26 protein-coding genes are annotated in these 24,411 nt (G+C 59.2%); 21 read left to right on the top strand and 5 right to left on the bottom strand.

Annotated elements, in window-relative coordinates:
• Positions 1 to 5: 5 nt before the first annotated feature.
• The 18 genes from C7534_RS07330 to queC all read left to right on the top strand — a co-directional run bounded on the left by C7534_RS07330 (position 6) and on the right by queC (position 17,366).
• Positions 6 to 260, top strand: a complete 255-nt coding sequence (locus tag C7534_RS07330) for an acyl carrier protein (RefSeq protein ID WP_109785393.1) — start codon at positions 6 to 8, stop codon at positions 258 to 260.
• Positions 257 to 799 carry a hypothetical protein gene (locus C7534_RS07325; protein ID WP_109785392.1) on the top strand — a complete coding sequence of 181 codons (543 nt, stop codon included), beginning with the start codon at positions 257 to 259 and terminating at the stop codon, positions 797 to 799. Before C7534_RS07330 ends, C7534_RS07325 begins: the two co-directional genes overlap by 4 nt.
• Complete coding sequence (locus C7534_RS07320; RefSeq protein ID WP_109785391.1) at positions 799 to 2,481, top strand: acyl-CoA synthetase family protein; 1,683 nt, start codon at positions 799 to 801, stop codon at positions 2,479 to 2,481. Before C7534_RS07325 ends, C7534_RS07320 begins: the two co-directional genes overlap by 1 nt.
• Positions 2,474 to 3,208, top strand: coding sequence for a glycosyltransferase family 2 protein (locus tag C7534_RS07315; RefSeq protein WP_109785390.1), 735 nt, complete (start codon positions 2,474 to 2,476; stop codon positions 3,206 to 3,208). The genes C7534_RS07320 and C7534_RS07315 overlap by 8 nt, the downstream gene beginning before the upstream one ends.
• Positions 3,205 to 4,152: an LpxL/LpxP family acyltransferase gene (locus C7534_RS07310; protein ID WP_109785389.1), complete on the top strand. Its 948-nt coding sequence runs from the start codon at positions 3,205 to 3,207 to the stop codon at positions 4,150 to 4,152. The genes C7534_RS07315 and C7534_RS07310 overlap by 4 nt, the downstream gene beginning before the upstream one ends.
• Positions 4,133 to 5,677 carry an HAL/PAL/TAL family ammonia-lyase gene (locus C7534_RS07305; protein ID WP_046031142.1) on the top strand — a complete coding sequence of 515 codons (1,545 nt, stop codon included), beginning with the start codon at positions 4,133 to 4,135 and terminating at the stop codon, positions 5,675 to 5,677. The genes C7534_RS07310 and C7534_RS07305 overlap by 20 nt, the downstream gene beginning before the upstream one ends.
• Positions 5,670 to 6,095, top strand: coding sequence for an acyl-CoA thioesterase (locus tag C7534_RS07300; protein WP_109785388.1), 426 nt, complete (start codon positions 5,670 to 5,672; stop codon positions 6,093 to 6,095). Before C7534_RS07305 ends, C7534_RS07300 begins: the two co-directional genes overlap by 8 nt.
• 167 nt (positions 6,096 to 6,262) lie before the next feature.
• Entirely contained in the window at positions 6,263 to 6,841 is a 579-nt protein-coding gene (locus C7534_RS07295; protein WP_109785530.1) for an outer membrane lipoprotein carrier protein LolA, read from the top strand.
• Complete coding sequence (locus C7534_RS07290; RefSeq protein ID WP_109785387.1) at positions 6,825 to 9,167, top strand: MMPL family transporter; 2,343 nt, start codon at positions 6,825 to 6,827, stop codon at positions 9,165 to 9,167. Before C7534_RS07295 ends, C7534_RS07290 begins: the two co-directional genes overlap by 17 nt.
• Entirely contained in the window at positions 9,164 to 10,324 is a 1,161-nt protein-coding gene (locus tag C7534_RS07285) for a sodium:proton antiporter (protein ID WP_109785386.1), read from the top strand. Before C7534_RS07290 ends, C7534_RS07285 begins: the two co-directional genes overlap by 4 nt.
• Complete coding sequence (locus C7534_RS07280; protein ID WP_109785385.1) at positions 10,311 to 11,558, top strand: NAD(P)/FAD-dependent oxidoreductase; 1,248 nt, start codon at positions 10,311 to 10,313, stop codon at positions 11,556 to 11,558. The genes C7534_RS07285 and C7534_RS07280 overlap by 14 nt, the downstream gene beginning before the upstream one ends.
• A gap of 49 nt (positions 11,559 to 11,607) precedes the next feature.
• Complete coding sequence (locus C7534_RS07275) at positions 11,608 to 12,090, top strand: hypothetical protein (RefSeq protein ID WP_046031147.1); 483 nt, start codon at positions 11,608 to 11,610, stop codon at positions 12,088 to 12,090.
• On the top strand, positions 12,087 to 13,283 hold the full coding sequence (locus tag C7534_RS07270) for a beta-ketoacyl-[acyl-carrier-protein] synthase family protein (protein ID WP_109785384.1): 1,197 nt from the start codon (positions 12,087 to 12,089) through the stop codon (positions 13,281 to 13,283). The genes C7534_RS07275 and C7534_RS07270 overlap by 4 nt, the downstream gene beginning before the upstream one ends.
• Entirely contained in the window at positions 13,280 to 13,741 is a 462-nt protein-coding gene (locus C7534_RS07265) for an ApeP family dehydratase (protein ID WP_109785383.1), read from the top strand. The genes C7534_RS07270 and C7534_RS07265 overlap by 4 nt, the downstream gene beginning before the upstream one ends.
• Positions 13,738 to 14,466 (top strand): 3-oxoacyl-ACP reductase FabG, encoded by a 729-nt coding sequence (gene fabG / locus C7534_RS07260; protein ID WP_046031150.1) that lies wholly within the window; start codon positions 13,738 to 13,740, stop codon positions 14,464 to 14,466. The genes C7534_RS07265 and fabG overlap by 4 nt, the downstream gene beginning before the upstream one ends.
• A complete protein-coding gene (locus C7534_RS07255; RefSeq protein WP_046031151.1) occupies positions 14,466 to 15,692 on the top strand; it encodes a beta-ketoacyl-ACP synthase in 1,227 nt (408 codons plus the stop codon). Before fabG ends, C7534_RS07255 begins: the two co-directional genes overlap by 1 nt.
• Before the next feature lie 26 nt (positions 15,693 to 15,718).
• Complete coding sequence (locus C7534_RS07250) at positions 15,719 to 16,510, top strand: hypothetical protein (protein ID WP_109785382.1); 792 nt, start codon at positions 15,719 to 15,721, stop codon at positions 16,508 to 16,510.
• Between the two features lie 160 nt (positions 16,511 to 16,670).
• Positions 16,671 to 17,366 carry a 7-cyano-7-deazaguanine synthase QueC gene (queC, locus tag C7534_RS07245; RefSeq protein WP_109785381.1) on the top strand — a complete coding sequence of 232 codons (696 nt, stop codon included), beginning with the start codon at positions 16,671 to 16,673 and terminating at the stop codon, positions 17,364 to 17,366.
• A 47-nt stretch (positions 17,367 to 17,413) separates the two neighbouring features.
• On the opposite strand, the gene C7534_RS07240 is transcribed toward queC, so the two are convergent.
• Both C7534_RS07240 and C7534_RS07235 read right to left on the bottom strand, forming a co-directional pair.
• The gene (locus tag C7534_RS07240) at positions 17,414 to 18,292 is read right to left on the bottom strand and encodes a queuosine precursor transporter (RefSeq protein ID WP_256594754.1); all 879 of its coding nucleotides are present in this window, start codon (positions 18,290 to 18,292) and stop codon (positions 17,414 to 17,416) included.
• Positions 18,289 to 18,879: a helix-turn-helix transcriptional regulator gene (locus C7534_RS07235; RefSeq protein ID WP_109785380.1), complete on the bottom strand. Its 591-nt coding sequence runs from the start codon at positions 18,877 to 18,879 to the stop codon at positions 18,289 to 18,291. Before C7534_RS07235 ends, C7534_RS07240 begins: the two co-directional genes overlap by 4 nt.
• 459 nt (positions 18,880 to 19,338) lie before the next feature.
• Between C7534_RS07235 and C7534_RS07230 the strand changes: the two genes are divergently transcribed.
• A complete protein-coding gene (locus tag C7534_RS07230; protein WP_109785379.1) occupies positions 19,339 to 19,713 on the top strand; it encodes a DUF6124 family protein in 375 nt (124 codons plus the stop codon).
• A gap of 37 nt (positions 19,714 to 19,750) precedes the next feature.
• Entirely contained in the window at positions 19,751 to 20,041 is a 291-nt protein-coding gene (locus C7534_RS07225; RefSeq protein ID WP_046031157.1) for a hypothetical protein, read from the top strand.
• Positions 20,042 to 20,122: 81 nt separating this feature from the next.
• On the opposite strand, the gene C7534_RS07220 is transcribed toward C7534_RS07225, so the two are convergent.
• Both C7534_RS07220 and C7534_RS07215 read right to left on the bottom strand, forming a co-directional pair.
• Positions 20,123 to 20,566 carry a DUF2846 domain-containing protein gene (locus C7534_RS07220; protein WP_046031158.1) on the bottom strand — a complete coding sequence of 148 codons (444 nt, stop codon included), beginning with the start codon at positions 20,564 to 20,566 and terminating at the stop codon, positions 20,123 to 20,125.
• Between the two features lie 305 nt (positions 20,567 to 20,871).
• Entirely contained in the window at positions 20,872 to 21,768 is an 897-nt protein-coding gene (locus C7534_RS07215; RefSeq protein WP_109785378.1) for a LysR family transcriptional regulator, read from the bottom strand.
• Positions 21,769 to 21,887: 119 nt separating this feature from the next.
• On the opposite strand from C7534_RS07215, the gene C7534_RS07210 reads away from it, so the two are divergent.
• Positions 21,888 to 23,162 carry an MFS transporter gene (locus C7534_RS07210; protein WP_109785377.1) on the top strand — a complete coding sequence of 425 codons (1,275 nt, stop codon included), beginning with the start codon at positions 21,888 to 21,890 and terminating at the stop codon, positions 23,160 to 23,162.
• Positions 23,163 to 23,314: 152 nt separating this feature from the next.
• On the opposite strand, the gene hemE is transcribed toward C7534_RS07210, so the two are convergent.
• Entirely contained in the window at positions 23,315 to 24,382 is a 1,068-nt protein-coding gene (gene hemE / locus C7534_RS07205; protein WP_077432322.1) for a uroporphyrinogen decarboxylase, read from the bottom strand.
• Positions 24,383 to 24,411 lie beyond the last annotated feature (29 nt).

Genomic DNA, 24,411 nt, shown 5'->3' with positions numbered 1-24,411 from the left:
GGACCATGCAAACTCGTGACGACATTTTCAACACCCTGCGTGATGCTTTGGTCGAGCTCTTCGAGCTGGACCCTGCGCGCGTGAGCCTGGAATCGAACCTGTATCAGGATCTGGAAATCGATAGCATCGACGCCGTCGACCTGATCGATCACATCAAGCGCCAGACCGGCAAAAAAATCGCCGCCGAAGAGTTCAAATCGGTGCGTACTGTCAGCGACGTGGTCGAGGCCGTCTTTCGCCTGGTTCAACCTGCCGCATGAGCCGACTGGTCGGCCTTGGCCTGCTGCTCGCAGGCCTGTTGTACCCCTTCGCGGTGTATTTCGGCATGGAACATTTTGCTCCGTGGCAGTTCGGCCTGTTGCTCGGCAGCCTGTGGCTGGCGCGAGCGCTGCTCGGTGCACGCCGTCCCGGCAGCCTGTGGATGGCGATCACCGCAATGGTTTTTTGCCTGTTGCTGGCCCTGTTCGACAGTCCGCTGTTGCTGCGCTGGTACCCGGTGCTGATCAGCGTGTTCATGCTCGGGTTGTTTGGTTTGAGCCTCCGGTTCGGCCCGCCGATGGTCGAGCGTCTGGCACGTCTGCGTGAACCGCACCTGCCGGCCAGGGCCATTATTTATACCCGCCAGGTGACGATCGTCTGGTGTGTGTTTTTCGTCTTTAACGGATTGCTCGCCGCTGCCCTGACTCTTTGGGCGCCGCTGAGCTGGTGGATGTTGTACACCGGCCTGATTTCCTACGGGTTGATGGGCCTGCTGTTTGCCATTGAATGGCTGATACGACAACGGGTACGAGGCCACTGATGAATTGGATAACACTTGAGCAACTGTTGCTCAAGGCTCAGCCGGAACGTGCCGTCACGGCCGAACCGGCGTTGAATCACGCACAACTGTGCGAACAGGCCCTGCGCCTGGCGGCCGGCCTGCAAGCGCAAAACGTGCAGCGCATCGCCGTGCACCTTGAAGACGCCGCCGACCTCGCCATTGCCCTGCTCGGTGCCTGGCGTGCCGGCGTCAGCGTGCTACTGCCGGCCGATCTGCAACCCCAGACCCGCCAACGCTGGTCCAGTGAAGTCGATCTGTGGCTGACTGATCTGGCCGATGATGCGCACCTGAGCGATTACCGCCATCCGCCTCTCACTGCCGCCGCACTGGATCTGGACACTTGCCAACTGAGCCTTTGCACGTCTGGCTCCAGTGGCGACCCCAAGCGCATCGACAAAACCCTGCGGCAAATGGCCAATGAAGTTCAGGCACTGGAGCAACTCTGGGGCGCTGATCTGGGTCAGGCTTGCATTATTGGCAGCGTCGCCACCCAACACATCTATGGCTTGCTGTTCCGCGTGCTGTGGCCGCTGTGCGCCGGGCGGCCGTTCGTGCGCAAGCAATTGGCGTTCCCGGAAGACCTGCAGCGCACCAGTCGCGAACACCCGGTGTTCGCCTGGGTCGCCAGTCCGGCGCTGCTCAAGCGCATGGGCGATAACCTCGACTGGCCTGCCTTGAGCGCTGTGCGCCGGGTGTTTTCCTCGGGCGGCGCCTTGCCCGCCGAGGCCGCGCAAAGCCTGCACCAACGCTTGCGCCAATGGCCGACAGAAATCCTCGGCAGTTCAGAAACCGGCGGCATCGCCTGGCGTCAGGGCAGCGATCTCTGGCAGCCGTTCGCCGGTGTCGAGTTGAGCCAGGACAGCGACGGCGCGCTGTTGATCAAATCTCCCTACTTGCCGGTCGGCCACATCGAACACACCGCTGATGCGGCGCGAATCGCAGCCAATGGTCGTTTCGAATTGCTGGGACGCCTGGACCGGATCGTCAAACTGGAAGAAAAACGCATCTCGCTGCCCATGCTGGAAAAAGCGCTGATGGCGCATGAATGGGTCGCGGAGGCGCGCCTCGGTGTGGTCCAGGAAAACCGCGCCTCGCTGGGTGCACTGCTGGTGCTCAGCGAATCAGGGCTGCATTCCTTGCGCAATCAAGGTCGACGCACCCTTACAGAAGCACTGCGTCAGCACCTGAGCCAGCATTGCGAAGCCCTCGCCCTGCCCCGGCGCTGGCGATTGCTGCGACAATTGCCACTGAATGCTCAAGGCAAACTGCCGCAGGCCGACGTCGAAGCCCTGTTGCTGGCACCTCGGGTCAAAGCACCCGAAGTGCTCGAACAGGTTGAAGTCGAGGGCGAATGGAGCCTGCAACTCGCAGTCCCGCCAGACCTCGCTTACTTCAGCGGCCACTTCCCGCAAACCCCGGTATTGCCCGGTGTGGTGCAGGTGGATTGGGCGCTGAGCCTGGGTCAACAATTGATGGCCCTGCCAGCAAAATTCGCCGGCATGGAAGTGCTGAAGTTCCAGCAACTGGTGCGCCCGGGCGACGAAATCCAGTTGCACCTGCGTTTTGACCCGGAACGCAGCAAACTGTATTTCGCCTATCGCAACGAGACCGCAACCTGCTCCAGTGGGCGGATTCTGCTGGAGGCTTCCAGCGATGCATAACCCCTGCGCAATCGTCCCGGTCTACAACCACGAAACCGCGATCGGCACGGTGGTCGAGGCGCTGATTGCCAGCAACCTGCCGTGCATTCTGGTCGACGACGCCAGCAGTCCGGCGTGCGCCAGGGTGCTCGATCGACTGGCCCAGCGCGAAATGGTTTACCTGATCCGCCTGGCCGCCAACCAGGGCAAGGGCGGTGCGGTCATGACCGGCTTGCGTGAAGCTTCACGCCTGGGCTTCAGCCATGCGTTACAAGTGGACGCCGACGGCCAGCACGACCTGCAAGACGTGCCGCTGTTCATCAAAAAATCACGCGCCGAGCCTCGCGCGGTGATCTGCGGCTACCCGCAATATGACGCCAGCGTACCCAAGGGCCGCCTGTATGCCCGCTACCTGACGCACGTCATGGTCTGGATCAACACGCTGTCCTTGCAGATTCGCGATTCCATGTGCGGCTTTCGCGTCTATCCCTTGCCACCCACCCTGGCACTGATCGATTCGGCGAAGATCGGCAAGCGCATGGACTTCGACTCGGACATCCTCGTGCGCCTGGCCTGGCGCAACCAGCCGATGCAGTGGTTGCCGACCAAGGTTCACTACCCGCTGGACGGCGTCTCGCATTTCCGCCTGTTTCACGACAATGTGCTGATTTCCAGCATGCACACCCGGCTGTTCTTCGGCATGTTGCTGCGGGCCCCGGTGATCCTCTGGCGACGGTGGCGAGCATGAGCAGCAACGTAGACAAGAAACACTGGGCCGACCGCCAGGAGCGCGGCAGCTTCTGGCTGATGAAGCTCACCGCGTTCGGCGCCAAGGTACTGGGTCGGCGCCTGCTGAGTCCGTTGCTGTACGGCATCGTCCTGTACTTTTTCCTGTTCGGCCGCAGTGCCCGCCACAGCGCCTGGCAATACCAGCAACGGCTCGCCGACTGGAGCGCGCGCAACGAATTGCGCCCCACGCATTGGCGCGTGTTCGGTCAGTTCATGGCGTTCGCCGACTCCATGCTCGACAAGCTCGACGTATGGAATGGCAAGCTGAGCATCGACCAGATCGAAATCATCGACCCGGCACTGCTGCGCAATCAACTGCGTGGCAGCCGCGGGCAAATGCTGGTGGGGGCGCATCTGGGCAATCTCGAGGTCTGCCGCGCATTGGCGGAAATCGGCGAAAAAGTCACGATGAACGTCCTCGTACACACCAAGCACGCCGAGCAGTTCAACCGCTTGCTGGGCGAGGCCGGCGCGACCAATCTGCGGCTGATCCAGGTCAGTGAGCTGGACCCGGTCATCATGCTGCAATTGCATGAGCGCCTTGAGCGCGGCGAATGGCTGGCGATTGCCGGCGACCGCGTGCCACTGCACGGCGCACGCACAGTGACCGTGGACTTTCTCGGCCATCAGGCAGCATTCCCTCAAGGCCCATGGCTGCTGGCCGGTTTGCTGAAGTGCCCGATCAATCTGTTGATGTGCCTGAAGAAACCGACAGGCCAATATCGAGTGACCCTCGAACCCTTCGCCGAGGCCGTGACGTGGAAACGCAGCGACCGCGAGCAGGTCATTCATCAGTGGGCATCCCGCTACGCCGCGTGCCTGGGTCACTATTGCCTTGAAGCGCCCCAACAATGGTTCAACTTTTACCCTTTCTGGAAGACCGATGACGACGCCAATGCATGAGCCGGTAACCTTCGGCGAACTCCCTTTGCGCATCGAAGACGTGCTGGCCCTGGCCAACCGTCAGGTGCCGACGCAGTTGCAGGGCGATCCCGCGTACCGCGAGCGTATTGCCAAGGGCGCGCGATTCCTCGACTCCCTGCTGGACAAGGAAGGGGTGATCTATGGCGTGACCACCGGTTATGGCGACTCCTGCGTAGTCGCGGTGCCGCTGCATCACGTCGAGGCGTTGCCCCGTCATCTGTATACCTTCCACGGCTGCGGCCTGGGCAAATTGCTCGACGAACAGGCTACCCGCGCAGTGCTCGCCGCGCGTTTGCAGTCACTGTGCCACGGCGTATCCGGGGTTCGCGTAGAGCTGCTGGAACGCCTGCAAGCGTTCCTCGAACACGACATTCTGCCGCTGATCCCGGAGGAAGGCTCGGTGGGTGCCAGCGGTGATCTGACGCCGTTGTCCTATGTGGCTGCGACCCTGTCGGGCGAGCGCGAAGTGATGTTCCGTGGCGAACGCCGACAGGCGGCCGACGTCCACCGCGAACTCGGCTGGCAGCCGCTGGTCTTGCGCCCCAAGGAAGCCCTGGCGCTGATGAACGGCACCGCCGTGATGACCGGCCTTGCCTGCCTGGCCTTCGCCCGCGCCGACTACCTGCTGCAACTGGCGACGCGCATCACCGCGCTGAACGTCGTCGCCTTGCAGGGCAACCCGGAACACTTTGACGAGCGCCTGTTCGCCACCAAACCGCACCCGGGGCAGATGCAAGTTGCCGCGTGGCTGCGCAAGGATCTGGCGATCGACGCGCCGACCGCACCGCTGCATCGCCTGCAGGATCGCTACTCACTGCGTTGCGCCCCCCACGTCCTCGGCGTATTGGCCGACAGCCTGAACTGGCTGCGTTCGTTCATCGAAATCGAACTCAACAGCGCCAACGACAACCCGATCATCGACGCCGAAGCCGAGCGCGTGCTGCACGGCGGTCACTTCTACGGCGGCCACATCGCGTTCGCCATGGACAGCCTGAAGAACCTGGTGGCCAACGTCGCCGACCTGCTGGATCGCCAGCTCGCGCTGCTGGTGGATGAGCGATACAACCATGGCTTGCCGAGCAATCTGTCCGGCGCCAGCGCAGATCGGGCGATGCTCAATCACGGTTTCAAAGCCGTGCAGATTGGCACCAGCGCCTGGACGGCCGAAGCGCTGAAAAATACGATGCCGGCCAGCGTGTTCTCCCGTTCCACCGAATGCCACAACCAGGACAAAGTGAGCATGGGCACCATCGCCGCCCGCGATGCGATTCGCGTGCTGGAGCTGACCGAACAGGTCGCCGCTGCGACCCTGCTTGCCGCCAATCAGGGCGTCTGGCTGCGCAGCAAGGCTGAAGACGCGCGCCCGTTGCCGCCGGCCCTTGCCGCCATGCACTTCGAGCTGGCCAAAGACTTCCCGCCGGTCATCGAAGATCGCGCTCTGGAAGGCGAATTGCGCCTGTGCCTGAAACGAATTGCCGAGCAACACTGGAGGCTGCATGCGTAGCAAGGGAGTGCTTCACACCGATACGGAAATCCTCGTGCCGTTCTTTGACGTCGACACCATGCAGGTGGTCTGGCACGGCCATTACGTCAAATACCTGGAAGTGGCCCGCTGCGCACTGCTGGACAAGATCGGCCACAACTACACGGCGATGTCCGAGTCGGGTTACGCCTGGCCGGTCATCGACTTGCAACTGCGCTACGTGCGCGGCGCGGTGTTCGGGCAGAAGCTGAACGTGCGGGCGAATCTGGTGGAGTGGGAGAACCGGTTGAAGATCAACTACCTGATCAGTGACCTGGACACCGGCGAACGCCTGACCCGCGCCAGCTCCGTGCAAGTCGCCGTCGACATGGCCAGCCGCGAAATGCAATTGGCCTCGCCGAAGGTTTTCATCGACGCTGTCGAAAGGAGGCTCGCATGAACCTGCTGAAGACCCTCTGTAGCAGCCTGCGTTCGACCTGTAGCAGCTGGCGAAGCCTGCGTCCGGCTGCGCAGCAGACGCCTGGCGTTTCGCTTGATGCACCGAATGCTCAGGTTTTGCGACGGCTTCGCCGCCGGACGCAGCCTCGCGGGCTCGGCAGCTGCTACATGTTTGTGGTGGTGCTTGGCTTTTCTTCGTGGGCGCAGGCTTTCGACCTGCAACAGCTCAGCGATCAACTGGCCAGGCCCGATGTGATCCACGGCCATTTCATCCAGGAAAAACACCTGCGCGCCCTGCCCCAGCCGCTGACCAGCAAGGGCACCTTCGTACTCGCGAAAAACAATGGCCTGTTGTGGTTGTTGAAAACGCCGTTGCAGCAGGATTACCGCATCACCACCAAGGGCATAGCCCGGCGAGACGCCAACGGTTGGCAAATGCTGCCGGGCAAAAGCGCCGGTGCCGAGCAAAACCGCTTGTTCCTCGCCGTCCTGCAAGGCGACAGCAGCGGTCTGCAACGGGATTTCGAGCTGTCCCTGACTGGCGAGGCACAGAACTGGACACTGACATTGACCCCGCGCTCATTGCTGCTCAAGCAGGTGTTCAACCAGATCAACATCACTGGCGGAGAATTGGTGCACAGCATCGAACTGCTGGAAACCCAGGGCGACAGCACGCTATTGCGCATGCAGGACACCACCAGCGCCGAACCGTTGAGTACCGCGGAGCAACATGACTTTGCCGAGTGAACGCAGACTGCCATGGCTGTTCCTGATCCTGCTGCTGGCAGTGCTCGCGCTCGCCGGCTGGCAATGGCGTGGCGGCGCGCCCCTGTCGGCCAACCTGATGGACCTGGTGCCGGGCACGGCGCCGGACGCACTGGAACTGCGCGCCGAACAACGCATGCAAGAACCGCTGAACCGCGAAATGCTGATGCTGGTCGGCCACAAGGATCGCGGACACGCTATCGCCATGGCGCAGAAACTGGGTGAGCAATGGCAGGCCAGCGGATTGTTCGAGAAGGTCCAGTGGACGTTGCAGGCCGACTTGCCCGCCCTGCGTACACAACTGCTCAAAGGCCGATTGGCGATGCTGTCCGAGGCGGATCGCAAGCAACTGGTTGAGCACCCCGACACCTTCATCCAGCAGCGGGTACAAGCATTGTTCGACCCGTTCACCAGTTTCAGCCTGGTGCCGAGCCAGGATGACTGGCTGGGCCTGACCGGGCGCATCCAGAACAGCCAGCCGCAACGCGGCACCGTGCAACTGGACATCGGCAGTGGCGCCTTGATCGCCGATGCCGACGGCATGAGCTGGGTGTTGCTGCGGGCAAAAGCCACAGGCAATGCGTTTGACATGAACCTGCCGTTGCAAGTGGCAGACCTTCTCAAACACAGCCGCGAACAAGCGGCTCAGTCTGACGTGCAATTGCTGGCCGCCAGCGGATTGCTCTACGCCGCCAACGGTCAGCAACAAGCCTCCCGCGAGATGACCTGGGTCGGTGGCGGCGCCACCCTCGGCATTCTGTTGCTGCTGTTACTGGCCTTCCGGCGTTGGCGGGTGTTGCTGGCGTTCGTGCCGGTCGTGGTGGGCATGCTGTTTGGCGCGGTGGCTTGCGTGGCGCTGTTTGGCCATATGCATGTGATGACGTTGGTACTCGGCTCCAGCCTGATCGGCGTAGCCGTCGACTACCCGCTGCATTACCTGTCGAAAAGCTGGAGCCTGAAACCCTGGCACAGTTGGCCTGCATTGCGCCTGACGCTGCCGGGCCTGACATTGAGCCTGATCACCAGTTGCATCGGCTACCTCGCGTTGGCCTGGACGCCATTTCCGGCCCTGACCCAGATCGCCGTGTTTTCCGCCGCCGGCCTGCTCGGTGCTTATCTGTCCGCCGTCTGCCTGCTTCCGGCGCTGCTCAAGGGCGCGGATATCCGTCCGGCGCAATGGCCGCTACGGGTCTGTGAATTTTTGCTGAACCTGCGTGAAGCGCTACTCAAACATGCCAGCACACCCGTGTTGCTGGCCCTGCTGATTGCCTTCTGCGTGGGTGGCCTGGTGCAACTCGAAAGCCGCAATGACATCCGCCAGTGGATCGGTGCACCGCAGCAACTGACTGACGAAGCCCGGACCATTGCGCGGATCACCGGTTTTCAACCGACCAGCCAGTTTTTCCTGGTGCGCGGTGCCAATCAGCAGGAGCTGCTGGAACGCCAAACGGCGTTGAGCGAGCGCCTGGATCAGTTGGTCAGCCTGGAAAAACTCAAGGGCTACCTGTCACTGAATCAACTGGTCAGCCAGCCAAGTGACCAGCTGCAAGTGCGTGAGGCGTTGACCCGGTTGCCGCAATACTGGCAACCACTGCTCGACATCGGCGTACCGGTGCAAGCACTGCAAGAAGAGCTGACAACACTGCAGGCATTGCCCACCGAAGACATCGACGCTGCGCTGACCGGGCCGCTGGCCGAGCCCTACCGCCCACTGTGGCTGGGCGTGACCGATGACGGTGATGTGGCGGCGATGGTCAGCTTGCAAGGCCTGAACAACCCGGCGCTGCTGCGCGTGCAGGCGCTGGACTTGCCGGGGGTCGAACTGGTCGATCGTCTCGGTGAATTGAACGACGTGTTTGCGGCGACCCAGATCAGCGCCGCGGAACTCAAGCTCGCTTCCTGCGTGTTGATCGTGCTGGTATTGATCCTGCCCTTTGGTCTCGGCGGCGCCCTGCGAATCGTCGCGCTGCCGTTGCTGGCCGCGCTGTGCAGCCTGGCCAGCCTCGGCTGGTTGGGGCAACCGTTGACGCTGTTCAGCCTGTTCGGCCTGTTGCTGGTGACGGCGATCAGCGTCGATTACGCAATCCTCATGCGTGAACAGGTCGGTGGCGCAGCGGTGAGCCTGCTGGGCACCTTGCTGGCGGCGCTGACCACATGGCTGTCGTTCGGTCTGCTCGCGGTGTCCAGCACACCGGCGGTGAGCAACTTCGGGCTGGCGGTGAGCCTTGGCCTGGCGTTCAGCTTCATCCTGGCGCCGTGGGCCGGTCGCCAGGCCCACGACGTTGCGGTTGCGGAGCCGGCAGCATGATGATCGTCCTGTTTTGGCTGATGGCCCTCGTGATGTTTGCGGTGGCGACGCGTGTGGGTCGCCGTTTCGGGCTGATTCCAATCGTCAGCCAGTTGCTGCTGGCCACCTTCGGCCTGCCATTGCTGATGTATTTGTGGATCGAACCCGGTTGGCAGCTCAGCGGCGCCGAACTGATCTCGCCGGCATGGCTGAAGAATCTCTACAGCCTGAGCTTTGCCTTGCTGCTGGGGAACATTCTCAGCGACGTGATCGATCTGCGGCTGGACCGCCAGAGCCTGAAAATTGCCCTGCCGAGTTTTGCCATTCCGTTCGCTGGCGGGCTGGCGACGGCGGCATGGCTGCTGCCGGCGCAACCGTGGATCAGTTCATTGGCAGTGGGGCTGGTGTTCGCCATCACCGCGATCCCGGTGTTGTACCTTTACCTGCGGCACATCAACTACCCGCCCACGGCCACCCGGCGTCTGGTGCAGACCGCGATCCTCATCGACCTGACCTGCTGGACGTTGTTCGGTTTTGCCCAAGGCAGTCTGCACGTCAGCAGCCTGCTGCTGCCGCTGGCCGGCGCTTGCCTGCCGTTGCTGCTGCGTCTGATTGGTTTGCGCCAGCCATTGCTGCACAGCGGCGGCTTCTTTGCGCTGCTGGTGGTCGCCGAGCACTTCAAACTCAATGCGCTGATTTTCGGCATTGGCTATCTGCTGTGCATGGCCATGCTGAAAGTACCGTTGGTGTTGCCCGTCCCCGCGATCTGGATGAGCCGCCTGCAAACATGGATCGCTATTCCGCTGATCCTGACGTTCGGCATCGTGCAGATTAACGTTCACGCGGCCATGGCCAGCCTCGGCTGGGTCCAATTGGCGGCACTGTTGCTGTTGCCGATTGGCAGCAAGCTGCTGGGCAACTGGCTGGGACTCCGTTGGGCCGGCGCCTCCTTTGAGGGTGCCAGCCGCTGGCGGGAAAGCCTGCTGCTGAATATTCGCGGTTTGAGCGAGATCGTCTTTCTCAATCTGCTGCTGCAACAACAGCTCATCAGCCCGGCGCTGTACTTTGCGTTGATGGTGATGGGTCTGATCGCGACCCTGCTGCCGGCACTCGCCGGCCTGCATAGCCCCCCTTTGAATATCGCCGCCCCGGCAAGGAGCCCCCGTGCCAACAGTTGAAATGGAACGTCGACAAGTCGTCGTCATCGGCGCGGGGCCCTCAGGGGCGATCGCGGCCGCGCTGCTCAAGCGCAACGGTCACGATGTGCTGATGATCGAGCGCCAACACTTTCCCCGGTTTTCCATCGGCGAAAGTCTGTTGTCGCATTGCCTGGATTTCGTTGAAGAAGCCGGCATGCTCGATGCCGTGAACGCTGCGGGATTCCAGCTCAAGAACGGAGCCGCGTTCGCCTGGGGCGAGCAGTACAGCGCCTTTGATTTCGGCGATACGTTCAGCCACGGCAAACCGACCACGTTCCAGGTCCAGCGCGCCGATTTCGACAAGCTGCTGGCCGACCAGGCCGCACTGCAAGGCGTGGACGTTCGTTACGGCGAAGCCATCGTCAGCGTGGATTTCAGTTTGCCAAAACCGCAGCTCGACGTGCGCCGCGAGGACGGCAGCGAGTACCGCATCGAAGCCGATTTCGTGCTCGATGCCAGCGGTTACGGCCGTGTGCTTCCACGCCTGCTGGACCTTGAAGCGCCGTCGAACTTCCCGGTGCGCCAGGCCGTGTTTACCCACATCGAAGACAACATCGACAGCCCGGCCTTCGAGCGGGAAAAAATCCTCATTACCACCCACCCGATCCATCGCGACATCTGGTTCTGGACCATCCCGTTCAGCAATGGTCGTTGCTCGGTGGGGGTAGTGGCCGCCGCCGAACATTTCGAAGGGCGCATGGAGGATCTGGATGAATGCCTGCGCGGGTTCATCGCTGAAACGCCGAGCCTGGCCGGCGTGCTTGAACATGCGCGATGGGATACGCCTGCGCGCACCATCGGCGGTTACTCGGCCAACGTCAAAACCCTGCACGGCCCCGGCTTTGCGCTGCTCGGCAACGCAGCGGAGTTCCTCGACCCGGTGTTCTCTTCCGGGGTAACCATCGCCATGCGCTCGGCGAGCATGGCCGCCGGGGTTCTGCATCGCCAACTGCAAGGTGAACGCGTCGACTGGCAAACCGAGTTCGCCGAACCACTCAAGCGCGGCGTCGACACTTTCCGCTGCTACGTCGAAGGCTGGTACGCCGGGACGTTCCAGGATGTGATCTACCATCCAGGCAGCTCACCGGACATCCGCCGCATGATCAGCGCGATTCTCGCCGGTTATGCCTGGGACGAACGCAACCCGTTCGTCAGTGAACCCAAGCGCCGGCTGCGGGTGTTGTCAGAACTCTGCGCAAGAGATGTCACATGAATGACAGGACCGCTAGTGTGCGGCGCACATCCTTTGAAGGTAATGCCTGATGATCCGTTTTCTGCTCCTGGGCTGCCTGCTGTTGCTGAGTGCTTGCGCCAGCCAGGCACCGCTGCCCGAGCACATCCCGAAGCTGTCGTTGCCGCTGCAATTGCACATCCAGCGCCTGGAAGCCGCGCAACGTCAGGACTGGGTTTTGGTGATCCAGCATGAAGAAGCGGGGCTTCGCTGGTCGATGATGGATTTGCTGGGCATTCCGCAGGCGCGGCAGATATTGACCGATGGAAAGTGGCAGGCCGACGGTCTGTTGCCGCCCAACCCGGAAGCCCGGGAGTTGTTCGCCGCGTTACTGTTTGCCCTGACCCCCAAAGATGAGCTGTCGGGCAACTACCCCACCGCTTGGCAACACGGCAGGCAACGGTCCCTGCCAACACACTGGGATGTCCTTTATTCACAACCCATGACCTTTGAGTTGAACCTGCCCAAGGGGCCCCGGTATGAAGTCACGCCGCTGAGCGGGGAGGCACCATGACCGCCTATTTGAATGCCCTCGGGGTGATCTGCGCATTGGGTCGTGGCAAACGCGAAGTCGCCGCCAATCTGTTTGCCGGCGATTGCTCAGGCCTGCGCGTCGAAACCGGCTGGGTGCCAGAGCGCTCGTTGCCGGTGGCGGCGGTCAGCGGCGACTTGGCACCGATCCCCGTTGAGCTGAAAAAGCAAAACACCCGCAACAACCAATTGTTGCTGGAAGCCGCCCTGCAAATTCGCGAAGAGATCGATCAGGCGATCCAGACCTACGGCCGCGATCGTATCGGCGTGATCCTGGGCACCAGCACCTCGGGTATCGATGAGGCCAGCCGTGGGTTGGCCCATTACATCCGCGAAGACGAATTTCCCGCTGAATACGACTATCAGCAGCAAGAACTCGGCGCACCGGCCAGTTTTCTCGCCGACTGGCTGCAATTGAGTGGCCCGGCCTATGTGATTTCCACCGCCTGTACCTCCAGCGCACGGGCGCTGATGAGTGCCCAGCGTCTATTGGATCTGGGCCTGTGCGACGCGGTGTTATGCGGCGGCGTCGACAGCTTGTGCAAACTGACCCTTAACGGCTTTTCGGCCCTGGAAGCGGTGTCCGCGCAGCGCTGCAATCCGTTTTCGGTCAACCGCAACGGCATCAACATTGGCGAGGCGGCCGCGTTGTTTTTGATGAGCAAAACCGCTGGCGATGACCACGCCATCGCCCTGCTCGGCAGCGGCGCCAGTTCCGATGCCCACCACATCTCGGCGCCAGAGCCGAGCGGCCGTGGTGCGCTGCAAGCCATGAGCAAAGCCCTGAACCGCGCAAACCTGCAACCGCAGCAAATCCATTACCTGAACTTGCACGGCACCGCGACCCAGCACAACGACGCCATGGAAAGCCTTGCCGTGGCCGCGCTGTTCCCGCAAGGCGTGCCCTGCTCGTCGACCAAGCCGATGACCGGTCACACCCTCGGCGCCGCCGGTGCCCTGGAAGCCGCGTTCTGCTGGCTGAGCCTGGGCCCGGACAACCTCGACCACAGCCTGGCGCCCCACGTCTGGGACGGCCAGCCCGACCCGCTGTTGCCCGCCTTGCATTGGGTGACCCCGGTGGATCGCCTGACGTCCATTGCACCTCGCTATTTGATGAGCAATTCCTTTGCCTTCGGTGGCAACAACGTCAGCCTGATTATCGGAGACGCACCATGATTGACTGGCCGCTCGCCGAGTTGCTGCCACACGCTGGCGACATGATCCTCATCGAGCAGATCCTTGCATTCGACGAGGAGCAGATTCACACCCGCATGACCGTCAGGCCCGGCGGTCTGTTCAACCGTCCCGACGGCAGCCTGCCGGCCTGGGTCGGCATTGAAATAATGGCCCAGAGTGTCGCCGCCTATGCCGGTTGCCATGCGCGCCAGCGCGGCGATGAGGTGGAGCTGGGTTTTCTGCTCGGCAGCCGCAAATTCGAATGCAACGTCGAGCACTTCCCGGTCGGCACCGAACTGACCATCCATGGCATTCGGTCACTGGAAGACGACAACGGCATGGGCGTGTTCGAATGCCATATCAACGCCCCCGGCATCCACGCCACCGCACGCCTGAACGTGTTTCGTCCGCCTCAGGCCGCTCAATATCTTCATGAATCCCAAGGAGTCCAGTCATGACTGAATCCGTACTGGTCACCGGTTCCAGCCGCGGCATCGGCCGCGCCATCGCTTTGCGTCTGGCCCAGGCCGGGCATGACATCGTGCTGCATTGCCGAAGCGGTCTGACGGACGCTATTGCCGTCAAAGCCGAAATCGAAGCCTTGGGCCGCAACGCGCGTGTCCTGCAATTTGACGTCTCCGACCGCGCCAGCTGCAAAGCCATTCTCGAAGCCGACGTAGACACCCACGGCGCCTATTACGGCGTGGTGCTCAATGCCGGCCTGACCCGTGACGGTGCTTTTCCGGCGCTGAGCGAGGATGATTGGGACGTGGTGATGCGCACCAACCTCGATGGTTTCTACAACGTGCTGCACCCGGTAATGATGCCGATGATTCGTCGTCGCGCTGCCGGGCGGATTGTCTGCATCACTTCGGTGTCGGGGTTGATCGGCAATCGTGGCCAGGTCAACTACAGTGCCTCCAAGGCCGGTCTGATCGGTGCGGCCAAGGCGCTGGCGATTGAATTGGGCAAACGCAAAATCACCGTCAATTGCGTCGCACCCGGCCTGATCGACACCGCCATGCTCGATGAAAACGTGCCCGTGGAAGAACTGATGAAAATGATCCCCGCACAGCGCATGGGCACCCCTGAAGAGGTGGCCGGCGCGGTGAATTTCCTGATGTCGGCGGAAGCGTCGTACATCACCCGGCAGGTTCTGGCCGTCAATGGAGGCCTGTGCTGATGAAGCGCGTTGTCGTCACCGGCATGGCCGGCATCACCTCACTGGGCAGCGACTGGGCAACCATCGCCGGCAACTTCGCGGCCAACCGCAGCGGCATCCGGCGCATGGACGAATGGGATCGCTTTACCGAACTCAATACACGCCTGGCCGGCCCCATCGATGACTTCAAAGTCCCGAGCCACTGGACCCGCAAGCAACTGCGCAGCATGGGCCGTGTGTCGCGGCTTGCTGTGGGCGCTGCCGAGCAAGCACTGGCCGACGCCGGATTACTGGGCGACGAGTCGATCAAGGACGGGCGCATGGGCGTCGCTTGCGGCTCATCTACCGGCAGCACCGACGAGATCAAGGCGTTCGGCAACATGCTGCTCAACTCGGTGGCCGAAGGCCTGAACGCCAACTCCTATGTGCGGATGATGCCGCACACCACGGCTGCCAACATCAGCATCTTCTTCGGCCTCACCGGTCGGTTGATCCCGACGTCGAGCGCCTGCACCAGCGGCAGCCAGGGCATTGGTTATGCCTACGAGGCGATCAAGTTCGGCCGATTGCCACTGATGCTCGCCGGCGGCGCCGAAGAGCTGTGCCCGACCGAAGCGATGGTCTTCGACGCGCTCTACGCCACCAGCCTGAAAAACGACGCCCCGCAAACCACCCCGCGTCCTTATGACAAGGGTCGCGACGGCCTGGTGATCGGTGAAGGCGGCGGCATGCTGGTGCTGGAAGAGCTGGAACATGCCTTGGCACGCGGTGCACGCATTCATGCTGAACTCGTCGGTTTCGGCAGCAACGCCGATGGCCAACACACCACACGTCCGGAGCAACTCACCATGCGCCGGGCCATGGAACTCGCCCTCGAAGACGCCGGGCTTCAGCCTTCGGACATCGGCTACGTGAACGGTCACGGCACCGCGACAGAACAGGGCGACATCGCCGAAACACTGGCTACCAGCGCATTGTTCGGCGAGCACATGCCGATCAGTTCGCAAAAAAGCTTCCTCGGCCACACCCTGGGCGCCTGCGGTGCGCTGGAGTCCTGGTTCAGCATTGAAATGATGAACAGCGACCTGTACGCACACACTTTCAACCTCGACGAGGTCGACCCGCACTGCGGCAAACTGGATTACCTGCGAGGCGAGTTCCGGCAGATGAGCAACGAATACGTGATGAACAACAATTTCGCTTTTGGTGGCGTCAACACCTCGTTGATCTTCCGTCGCTGGCACTGACCTGAAACACGTTTGGAGTAAAAGGAATGACTCTGTCCCAGCGCATCGTCGCGTTGTTCGCCGTGGCCGTTGCGCTGGGCGGTTGCACCGGCAATCCGGTGTACACCGCCAAGGAACACTTCCCCAGTGACCGAGGCTTGACCAACGACCGCATGAGCCGCGCCATCGTCACCGCGTTGATCGAACGCCAATGGGTAGTGCAGTCGGCGCGTCCCGGCATGATCAAAGCGGCCGTCACCGTGCGTGACAAACACCACGCCGAAATCGACATCCCTTACACATCGAATTCGTTCGAAATCGACTACCGCGACAGCCGCGGCCTGGACTACCAGGACGGCCGGATCCACGGCACCTACAACCGCTGGATCACCTATCTGCGCGATGACGTGATCCAGCAACTGGCCGCCGACCCGGACCGCGACCAGCTCGTCGCCCTGCAAAATGCCTACGAACCCACCTTCCAGAACTTCCGTGAAGGCGTGAAACGCGCCACCGAGATCGGCTTGCTGGACGGCAGCGTCAAGTTCTACCTGGCAGGAGAAGCGCTACCGGCCAACGTCAGCAAGCTGAACACCGTGAGCAGCAGTCGAATCACCCATAACGAAGAAGTGTCGGATGAAGACGCCTGCTTCTGGGCACTGCAATCGACGCTGGCGACGTTGCAGAGCAAGGCGAAAAAGGCCGGGGCCAATGCGGTGATCAATATTGCGGGGGCTGGCAAACGCGATTTGAGCAGCGACAGCGGGAGCTATCAGTGTTTGCCGAAGGTGCAAGTGTCTGGCGTGGTGTTGCGTGGGGAGTTGGTGCGGATTGAGTGAGGTGGAGAATGGGCTCAACACACGTCCATTCCGAGGATAGGAATGAAATAAAGGGAAGCTGGAATACATCATTTCGGAAACGTCCCACAACCAGAATTGAGGCTTTGCGCTAGGTTCAATGCCCCGTGATATGTCGGGGCATCACAAGGACGAACGAACCATGACTAAAAAGGCCGTTATCGTTTTCAGCGGTGGGCAGGACTCCACCACCTGCTTGATCCACGCGTTGCCGCTCTACGATGAAATCCACTGCATTACGTTCGACTATGGCCAGCGCCACCGCGCGGAAATCGAGGTCGCGCAGCAGCTGTCGAAAGAGCTTGGCGTGACCGTGCACAAGGTGCTGGACACTACGTTGTTGAATGAACTGGCAAGCAGTAGTTTGACGCGCGATGACATTCCAGTACCCGGCGTGGATAGCTCAGGAGAAAGTCTGCCAAGCACCTTCGTGCCTGGCCGGAATATTCTGTTTTTAACCTTAGCTGCTATTTATGCCTATCAAGTACAGGCCGAGGCAGTCATCACAGGTGTTGGCGAAATAGATTTCTCTGGCTACCCGGATTGCCGTGATGAATTTGTCACGAGTCTGCACAAAGCCATTGAACTGGGCATGGACTACAAGCTGCGCATTGAAACGCCGCTCATGTGGTTGAACAAGGCGAAAACATGGGCGCTTGCCGAACAGCATGGAAAGCTTGAATTGGTTCAACACCAGACACTGACTTGCTACAACGGAATAATTGGAACTGGATGCGCGAATTGCGACGCGTGCAATCTCCGCGCGAAAGGGCTGAATGAGTTTCTGGAGAACAAGTCTACGGTTATGAAAAGTCTGGTAAGCAAACAAAAAAATTAAACAGCAAGAATCCAGGGGAAGCCATGCCGCTTCCCCTTTTCCACGTCTCAGACACTAACCACATACCTTTTAAATAGAGACCTGGCTCCATAGGCGGGCAAAATATTAAAAATAGCAAAACACATTTTTATGGCAATCTGGACATAAACAATATCAAGTATTTCAGCATTAGCCATCGAACCGTAAAATGCAATAAAGCAAAAAATGAAACTGTCTATTATCGACGCAAAAAACGTACTAAAAAACACCCGTAAAAATAAAAATCTGGAATTTGTAAGCTGCTTTATTTCACTCAACAAATAAGAGTTCACGTATTCTGAAAAAATAAAAGATATCGAGGATGCCACCAGCACGGACAATATATGACTCATGACCTCTCCATATGCCACATTAAGATCCCAACCTGACAAACCGGGAAGATAGATTGTAGCGCCAAGCGAAACGACAATAAAAACATTAGTTACAAAAGTAAATAAAATGGCTTTTCTCGCAAGGCCAAGCCCATAAAACTCGTTCAACATATCAACTATCAAAAATGTCAGCGGATACAGAAAAACTCCTGGAGTGACAACAATATCAAGCCAATCTATGTATACAAGTTTGGTCGCAGCAATATTTGTGAACATATACAACGCAAAAAGCAATAAATTCAAAGCAACATAAATCACCCATGATTTCTCATGCCTGTCAGTTATATCATATGCAGTCAACACCGCTCCCCGCGAGTAGAACTTTTTGTATATGCTTTTTATTTCATCCCTACTTAAGTCGTCGATGATTTCACTTCTCAATAATTCGCTTACCTTAATTTTTATAACCTTCCCCGTCCCTGTAGACGTGACCATAATAACGGCGAGATCTTTGCCTCTCTCAAACCCTAATAGTTTGTATTTTCTGTTTTCTAGATCACTATTGTCGGATTTCAAAATCTTTCCTCCACTATTTTTCCGACAACGCAGATACCTTCAGAATCAAAAGACTCCGCATCAGCTATAAATAATTTTTTTGTAGCCTTATCGTATGCCAGTATCTCTCCACCTCTATTCGACGGACCTTTCTTAACGATTAACAAATCGCCCGCCTCATTTGAACCAACAATATCAACCTCCAAAAGCACACCTATTAAATTACAGGCCTCCCCAAAATAATAAGTTAGAGGATGAGTAGTGGCCAACTCGCCGATTCTTTTATCAAGACTCCTAATTAATGAGCTTTCTTTAATTATCGGAACTGCCGCTGGATTCATATTTCCTTGCAGAGAGATACTGCTCTCTATCAGTTCCCTCTCTTCGAAATCGACACTTTCTATTTCTTTATAAGAGACCCCAAAAAAGTCCGATATTTTTCGAATGGTAGATTGCTGTACATTCACCACTCTCCCTTCCAAAATGTTATATATCGTCGTCCTGGTCAACCCACTGGAATTACATAATGAAAGCTGCGTCTCTCCTCGGCTTTTTATTAAATACTTAATGTTATTTTTCAAATTTTCTGTTTTTTCTTTCTTGTACATTCAACAGCCACCATTTTTTTACAACCCCAAAGAGCCGTATCAGAGCTGAGTATCTGCAGTCATGCCTTACTCGAAATCAGTCCTATACATCCTAGCCGCTGTAAAAATGGCAACACCGCAAAAAAGACAAACATTCGTTAGATAATGTTTCGCAGTTAAAAACCCAGCTGGACTGCTGGCATGCTAAAGAATTTTCTTACAGAAACAAGGAAGACAGTATGTGCATAGCCGGTATATCCATCGCAACCAAAATTGCAAGATTTCAACATTGTATTTTGCGAAAAGTCACGCCACCCCTAAAAGAATCATTTAATTAAGCAAATGTTTAATAGTTTGGTTAACTAATTGAAATTTATAACGAACAGCTTTACCAGTTAGTAAACTTGAGTACAGTGACCAACCAGTTCCATTTCAAACAATTGAGCCGGCACTTTCTTAAATCTTGCAGGGAGCATCATCATGAAAAAAAACAAACCTACCTCCCCGGAATCAGCAGACATTTCATCCGCCGATCTAGCCAAACTCTCCGAAACCACCGAGCGCACCGTCAGCGCCCGCCTGCGCAATCCAAACCGCCCCGACCCCGTCAGCCATGTGTTCAGCATCAACCCGAACGTCGATACAGAGTCCTTGCTCTGTCACGCCACTGAAACCCTTGCCTCGCTGAATGTGATGACCACTGACCTCGCCTGCGAGCTCGAAGGCTCGCTCCGCAACGAGGCATTGGCCATTCAGCAACTGGTCGTGCTGGCCGAGCTGATGGTCAACCGGGCCCTGGATATTCTTGACCCTCCCAGCGGGTTGTCTATGGCGTCATCCAACAGTCACCAATAAGTAATCGCGCTCTCTTACGCAATGGAGGTTTTTTGTCATGGATAGATACATGCCTATCACAGGTATCGATTGCACCATCGCTTCGCTGGTGATCGACACCGAAGCACCGCTGGACGTGTTGCACGAAACAGCGGCTTACCGCATCCGCACTGCGACTCAGCTGCTTGAGAGTTTTGCGTTTGGTGAGGGCGTTTACAGTGAGCTGGCGCGGGTGTTGGTGACGTCATTGCGTGATGGTTGTGATTTGCTGGATGTCGTCGGGCGACGATTGCAGGAGCAAGTTTCGGCGCAGCAAAGCAAATCAAGACCAGCGCCGGCCGAGTCGTAACGGCGTTAGCGGTGTGGACGGACGGGTTTCCAACACGTGTGAAAACGGCCCCTGCGCTTGGCGCAGAGGCCGTTCCAACACTTACTGAGCCTGGATCAACTTGCTTTCAGCAACGCCAGCACGACCGGTGTGGTCATCAACCACTTGCAGGCTGTTGCGTGCCTTGATGAAGCCCACTTTCACTTCCTGCCAGACAAAGTAGTTCTTGCCGGCTTCTGCGGTGAGTTTCAGTTCGGAATCGTTTTCCGCCGAGGACACCAGAGTCTGCTGACCGGCCGGAACGGCCAACATCAGGTACGACTTGGCGACGGTCTGGCCGACCGGTTTACCGTTGAGCGTCACCGGCATTTTCACCCCGGCGCCCATGCTCTCGTTGCGATAAACATAAATATTGGCTTTGTCCGGGGCGACCTGGAAGGTCTTCGCCTGAGCGTCCTGCGTGTCATCCGCCATTTTTACCGAAGCGCAACCACCGGTGAGTGCGGCTACGGCCAGCAAAGCGGTGAGGGTTAGCTGCTTGAACATCCTGTATCTCCATTGTTTGTGATGAGTCCGAAACTGTTATCGGCTGATCAGAAAAAAGGCGAAGGGATGTACCAAAAAAACATGGCAAGCCCCCAGGGCGCGAGTTTGCGCGCTATCAGAAGTGCTGAAGGCGACAGCGTCAGGGGTGGTGTTGCGTGGGGATCAGGTACAGATTGACTGAGGAGGGTCATGCTAAAACGACAAAGGGTGCCTTTCGGCGCCCCTTCACAAACAGGTCGGCTTGTCATCGCCCTGTACCAGGGTGAATCCCTAAAGCGGATCCGTTACGCGAAATGTCTTTGCTCTCAAGCCCCTTCAACCTTACGCGTCAACAACTCAACAAACGCCTTGGCCATCGGCGACTTCTGATCCTTGCGCTGCACCAGCCACACCGCCGACACCGCCGCCGGATCCAGTAACGGTCTATACACCACACCGTCGATGCGCATCCGCTGATACGACGCCGGCAGCACCGACACCCCGAGCCCTGCCGCCACCAAGCCAATAATCGTCATCGCCTCGCCCGCCTCCTGCGCAAAGTGCGGACTGAAACCGGCATCGCGGGCCAGGCTGAGCAATTGTGCGTAGAGACCGCTGCCGTAGCTGCGTGGGAAAAATACGAACGGCTCCAAGGCGAGTGCCGACAGGAACAGTCCGTCTTCGCTGTCGTTGACCAGCGGATGCTTGGAACTCAGCACTGCCACCAGTGGCTCGCGCATCAGTTCCACCACACTGAGCGAATCCGGCAACCCCAATGGCCGCATGATGCCGACCTCGATCGACTCGTCGACCAATGCTTCGGCGACCTGGGTGCTGCTCATCTCCCGCAGGTTCAGGTGCACCGCCGGGAAGCGCTGGCGGAATGAAAAAATCGCCTGGGGAATGGTCGAGTTGAACGGCGCCGATGAGGTGAAGCCGATCTTCAGTTCTCCGAGCTCACCCAGTTGCGCACGCCGCGCCACATCGGCGGCTTTGTCGACCTGCGCCAGCGCCAGCCGCGCTTCTTGCAGGAACAACCGCCCCGCTTCGCTGAGCTCGACCCGACGATTGGTTCGTTCGAACAACCGTGCGCCAACCTCTTGCTCAAGCGCCTGAATCTGCTGGCTCAGCGGTGGCTGCGAGATGCCCAACACCTGAGCGGCGCGGCCGAAGTGCAGTTCTTCGGCGACGGCAATGAAGTAGCGCAAGTGACGCAATTCCATGAAAACCCCATTAGGTCGTAAAACCTCTTAAACAGGTCGAACAATATATTGGATTGAATCATTAGCCAGCTATATGATTTTTTCACTGCCTGCCTGACTGCGCCCCTCCGAGGTCCAACGTGAAGACTGCTGTCGCTCCACTCGCCCATGAAGTTCCGCCCGCCGCAGCGGACGACGTCGTCGCCGAGCTCAAAGAGATTTACATCGAGAAAGGCACGCCGGCGTTCATGCGCACGGTGCTGGCGCTGTTTTGCGGTGGCTTCGCCACCTTCGCCCTGCTCTACTGCGTGCAGCCGATGATGCCGCTGCTGTCTCACGAGTATTCGATCAACGCGGCGCAGAGCAGCCTGATCCTGTCGGTCGCCACCGGCATGCTCGCCATTGGCCTGTTGATCACCGGGCCCATCTCCGACCGTGTCGGCCGCAAGTCGGTGATGGTCACCGCACTGTTCGCCGCGGCGCTGTGCACCGTCGCCAGTTCGATGATGCCGAGCTGGCACGGCGTGTTGCTGATGCGCGCGCTGATCGGGTTGTCGTTGAGTGGCCTGGCGGCAGTCGCGATGACGTACTTGAGCGAAGAGATCCACCCGCAGCATCTAGGCCTGGCGATGGGTTTGTACATCGGCGGCAATGCGATTGGCGGGATGTGCGGGCGCTTGATCACCGGCGTGTTGATCGACTTCGTCAGCTGGCACACGGCGATGCTGGTGATCGGCGGCCTGGCCCTGATCGCTGCAGCGGTGTTCTGGAAAATCCTTCCCGAGTCGCGCAACTTCCGCGCCCGCTCGCTGCACCCGCGCAGCTTGCTCGACGGTTTCACCATGCACTTTCGCGATGCTGGTTTGCCGTTATTGTTCCTTGAAGCCTTTGTGTTGATGGGCGCGTTCGTCACACTGTTCAACTACATCGGTTACCGCTTGCTGGCCGAGCCGTACCACATGGAACAAGCCTTCGTCGGACTGCTCTCGGTGGTGTACCTGTCGGGGATTTACAGCTCGGCGAAAATCGGTTCGCTGGCTGACAAGCTGGGTCGGCGCAAAGTGCTCTGGGCGACGATTGTGCTGATGCTCGCCGGCCTTGCCCTGACGATGTTCACACCATTGCCCCTGGTGATCATTGGCATGCTGATCTTTACCTTTGGTTTCTTTGGCGCGCATTCGGTGGCGAGCAGCTGGATCGGGCGCCGGGCGATCAAGGCCAGGGGGCAAGCGTCATCGCTTTATCTGTTCAGCTACTACGCCGGGTCGAGTATTGCCGGGACGGCGGGCGGGGTGTTCTGGCACTTGGGCGGATGGAACGGGATCGGCTTGTTTGTCGGCGGGTTGCTGGTGATTGCGCTGCTGGTGGCGTTGAAGCTGGCGAAGTTGCCGCCACTACAGGGTGTCAAGGCCTGACACAAAACCAGTGTAGGAGTGAGCCTGCTCGCGATAGCGGAGTATCAGCCAATACATTCGGCGACTGATTCACCGCTATCGCGAGCAGGCTCACTCCTACATTAAAAACAAAAACGCCCGGCATAAGCCGGGCGTTTTCTATTGGGCGACGATCACTCGTGATATTGCGCCGACAACTCATGCACCGCGCGCAGGAAGGCGCCAGCATGCTCCGGATCAACTTCCGGGGTGATGCCATGGCCGAGGTTGAACACGTGGCCACTGCCTTTGCCGTAGCTGGCGAGGATGCGGCCGACTTCGGTGCGGATGGCTTCTGGTTTGGCGTAGAGCACGGTCGGGTCCATGTTGCCTTGCAACGCGACTTTGCTGCCGACGCGATCACGGGCGCTGCCGATGTCGCAGGTCCAGTCCAGGCCCAATGCATCCGCGCCAGCGTCGGCGATGCTTTCCAGCCACAGGCCACCGTTCTTGGTGAACAGGATGACCGGAACCTTGCGGCCTTCGTGCTCGCGGATCAGGCCGCTGACGATTTTTTTCATGTAGGCCAGGGAGAATTCCTGGTACGCCGCCGCCGAGAGGCTGCCGCCCCAGCTGTCGAAGATCTGCACCGCTTGCGCGCCGGCCATGATCTGGCCGTTGAGGTAGCTGGTGACCGTCTGCGCGAGCTTGTCCAGCAGCAGGTGCAAGGCTTGCGGGTTGTCGTAGAGCATGGTTTTGGTCTTGCGGTAGTCTTTCGACGAGCCGCCTTCGACCATATAGGTGGCCAGGGTCCATGGGCTGCCGGCAAAGCCGATCAGCGGCACGCGGCCATTGAGTTCGCGGCGGATGGTGCTGACCGCGTCCATCACGTAGCCGAGGTCTTTGTGCGGATCAGGAATCGGCAAGGCTTCGATGTCGGCCATGGTGCTGACGACTTTCTTGAAGCGTGGACCTTCACCGGTTTCGAAGTACAGGCCTTGGCCCATAGCATCGGGGATGGTCAGGATGTCGGAGAACAGGATCGCCGCGTCCAGTTGTGGATAGCGGTCAAGCGGCTGCAGCGTGACTTCGCAAGCGAACTCCGGGTTCATGCACAGGCTCATGAAGTCGCCGGCCTTGGCACGGCTGGCGCGGTATTCAGGCAGGTAGCGACCGGCCTGACGCATCATCCACACAGGGGTGACGTCTACGGGTTGCTTGAGCAGGGCGCGAAGGAAACGGTCGTTCTTCAGGGCAGTCATGTCGGCATCCGGAAAAAAAGTGCGGGCAT

Origin of the sequence: Pseudomonas sp. OV226, from assembly GCF_003148705.1 — a bacterium.
Taxonomy (GTDB): domain Bacteria; phylum Pseudomonadota; class Gammaproteobacteria; order Pseudomonadales; family Pseudomonadaceae; genus Aquipseudomonas.
The sequence above is the reverse complement of the archived record's forward strand: the minus strand, read 5'-3'. Positions and strand labels throughout refer to the sequence as shown.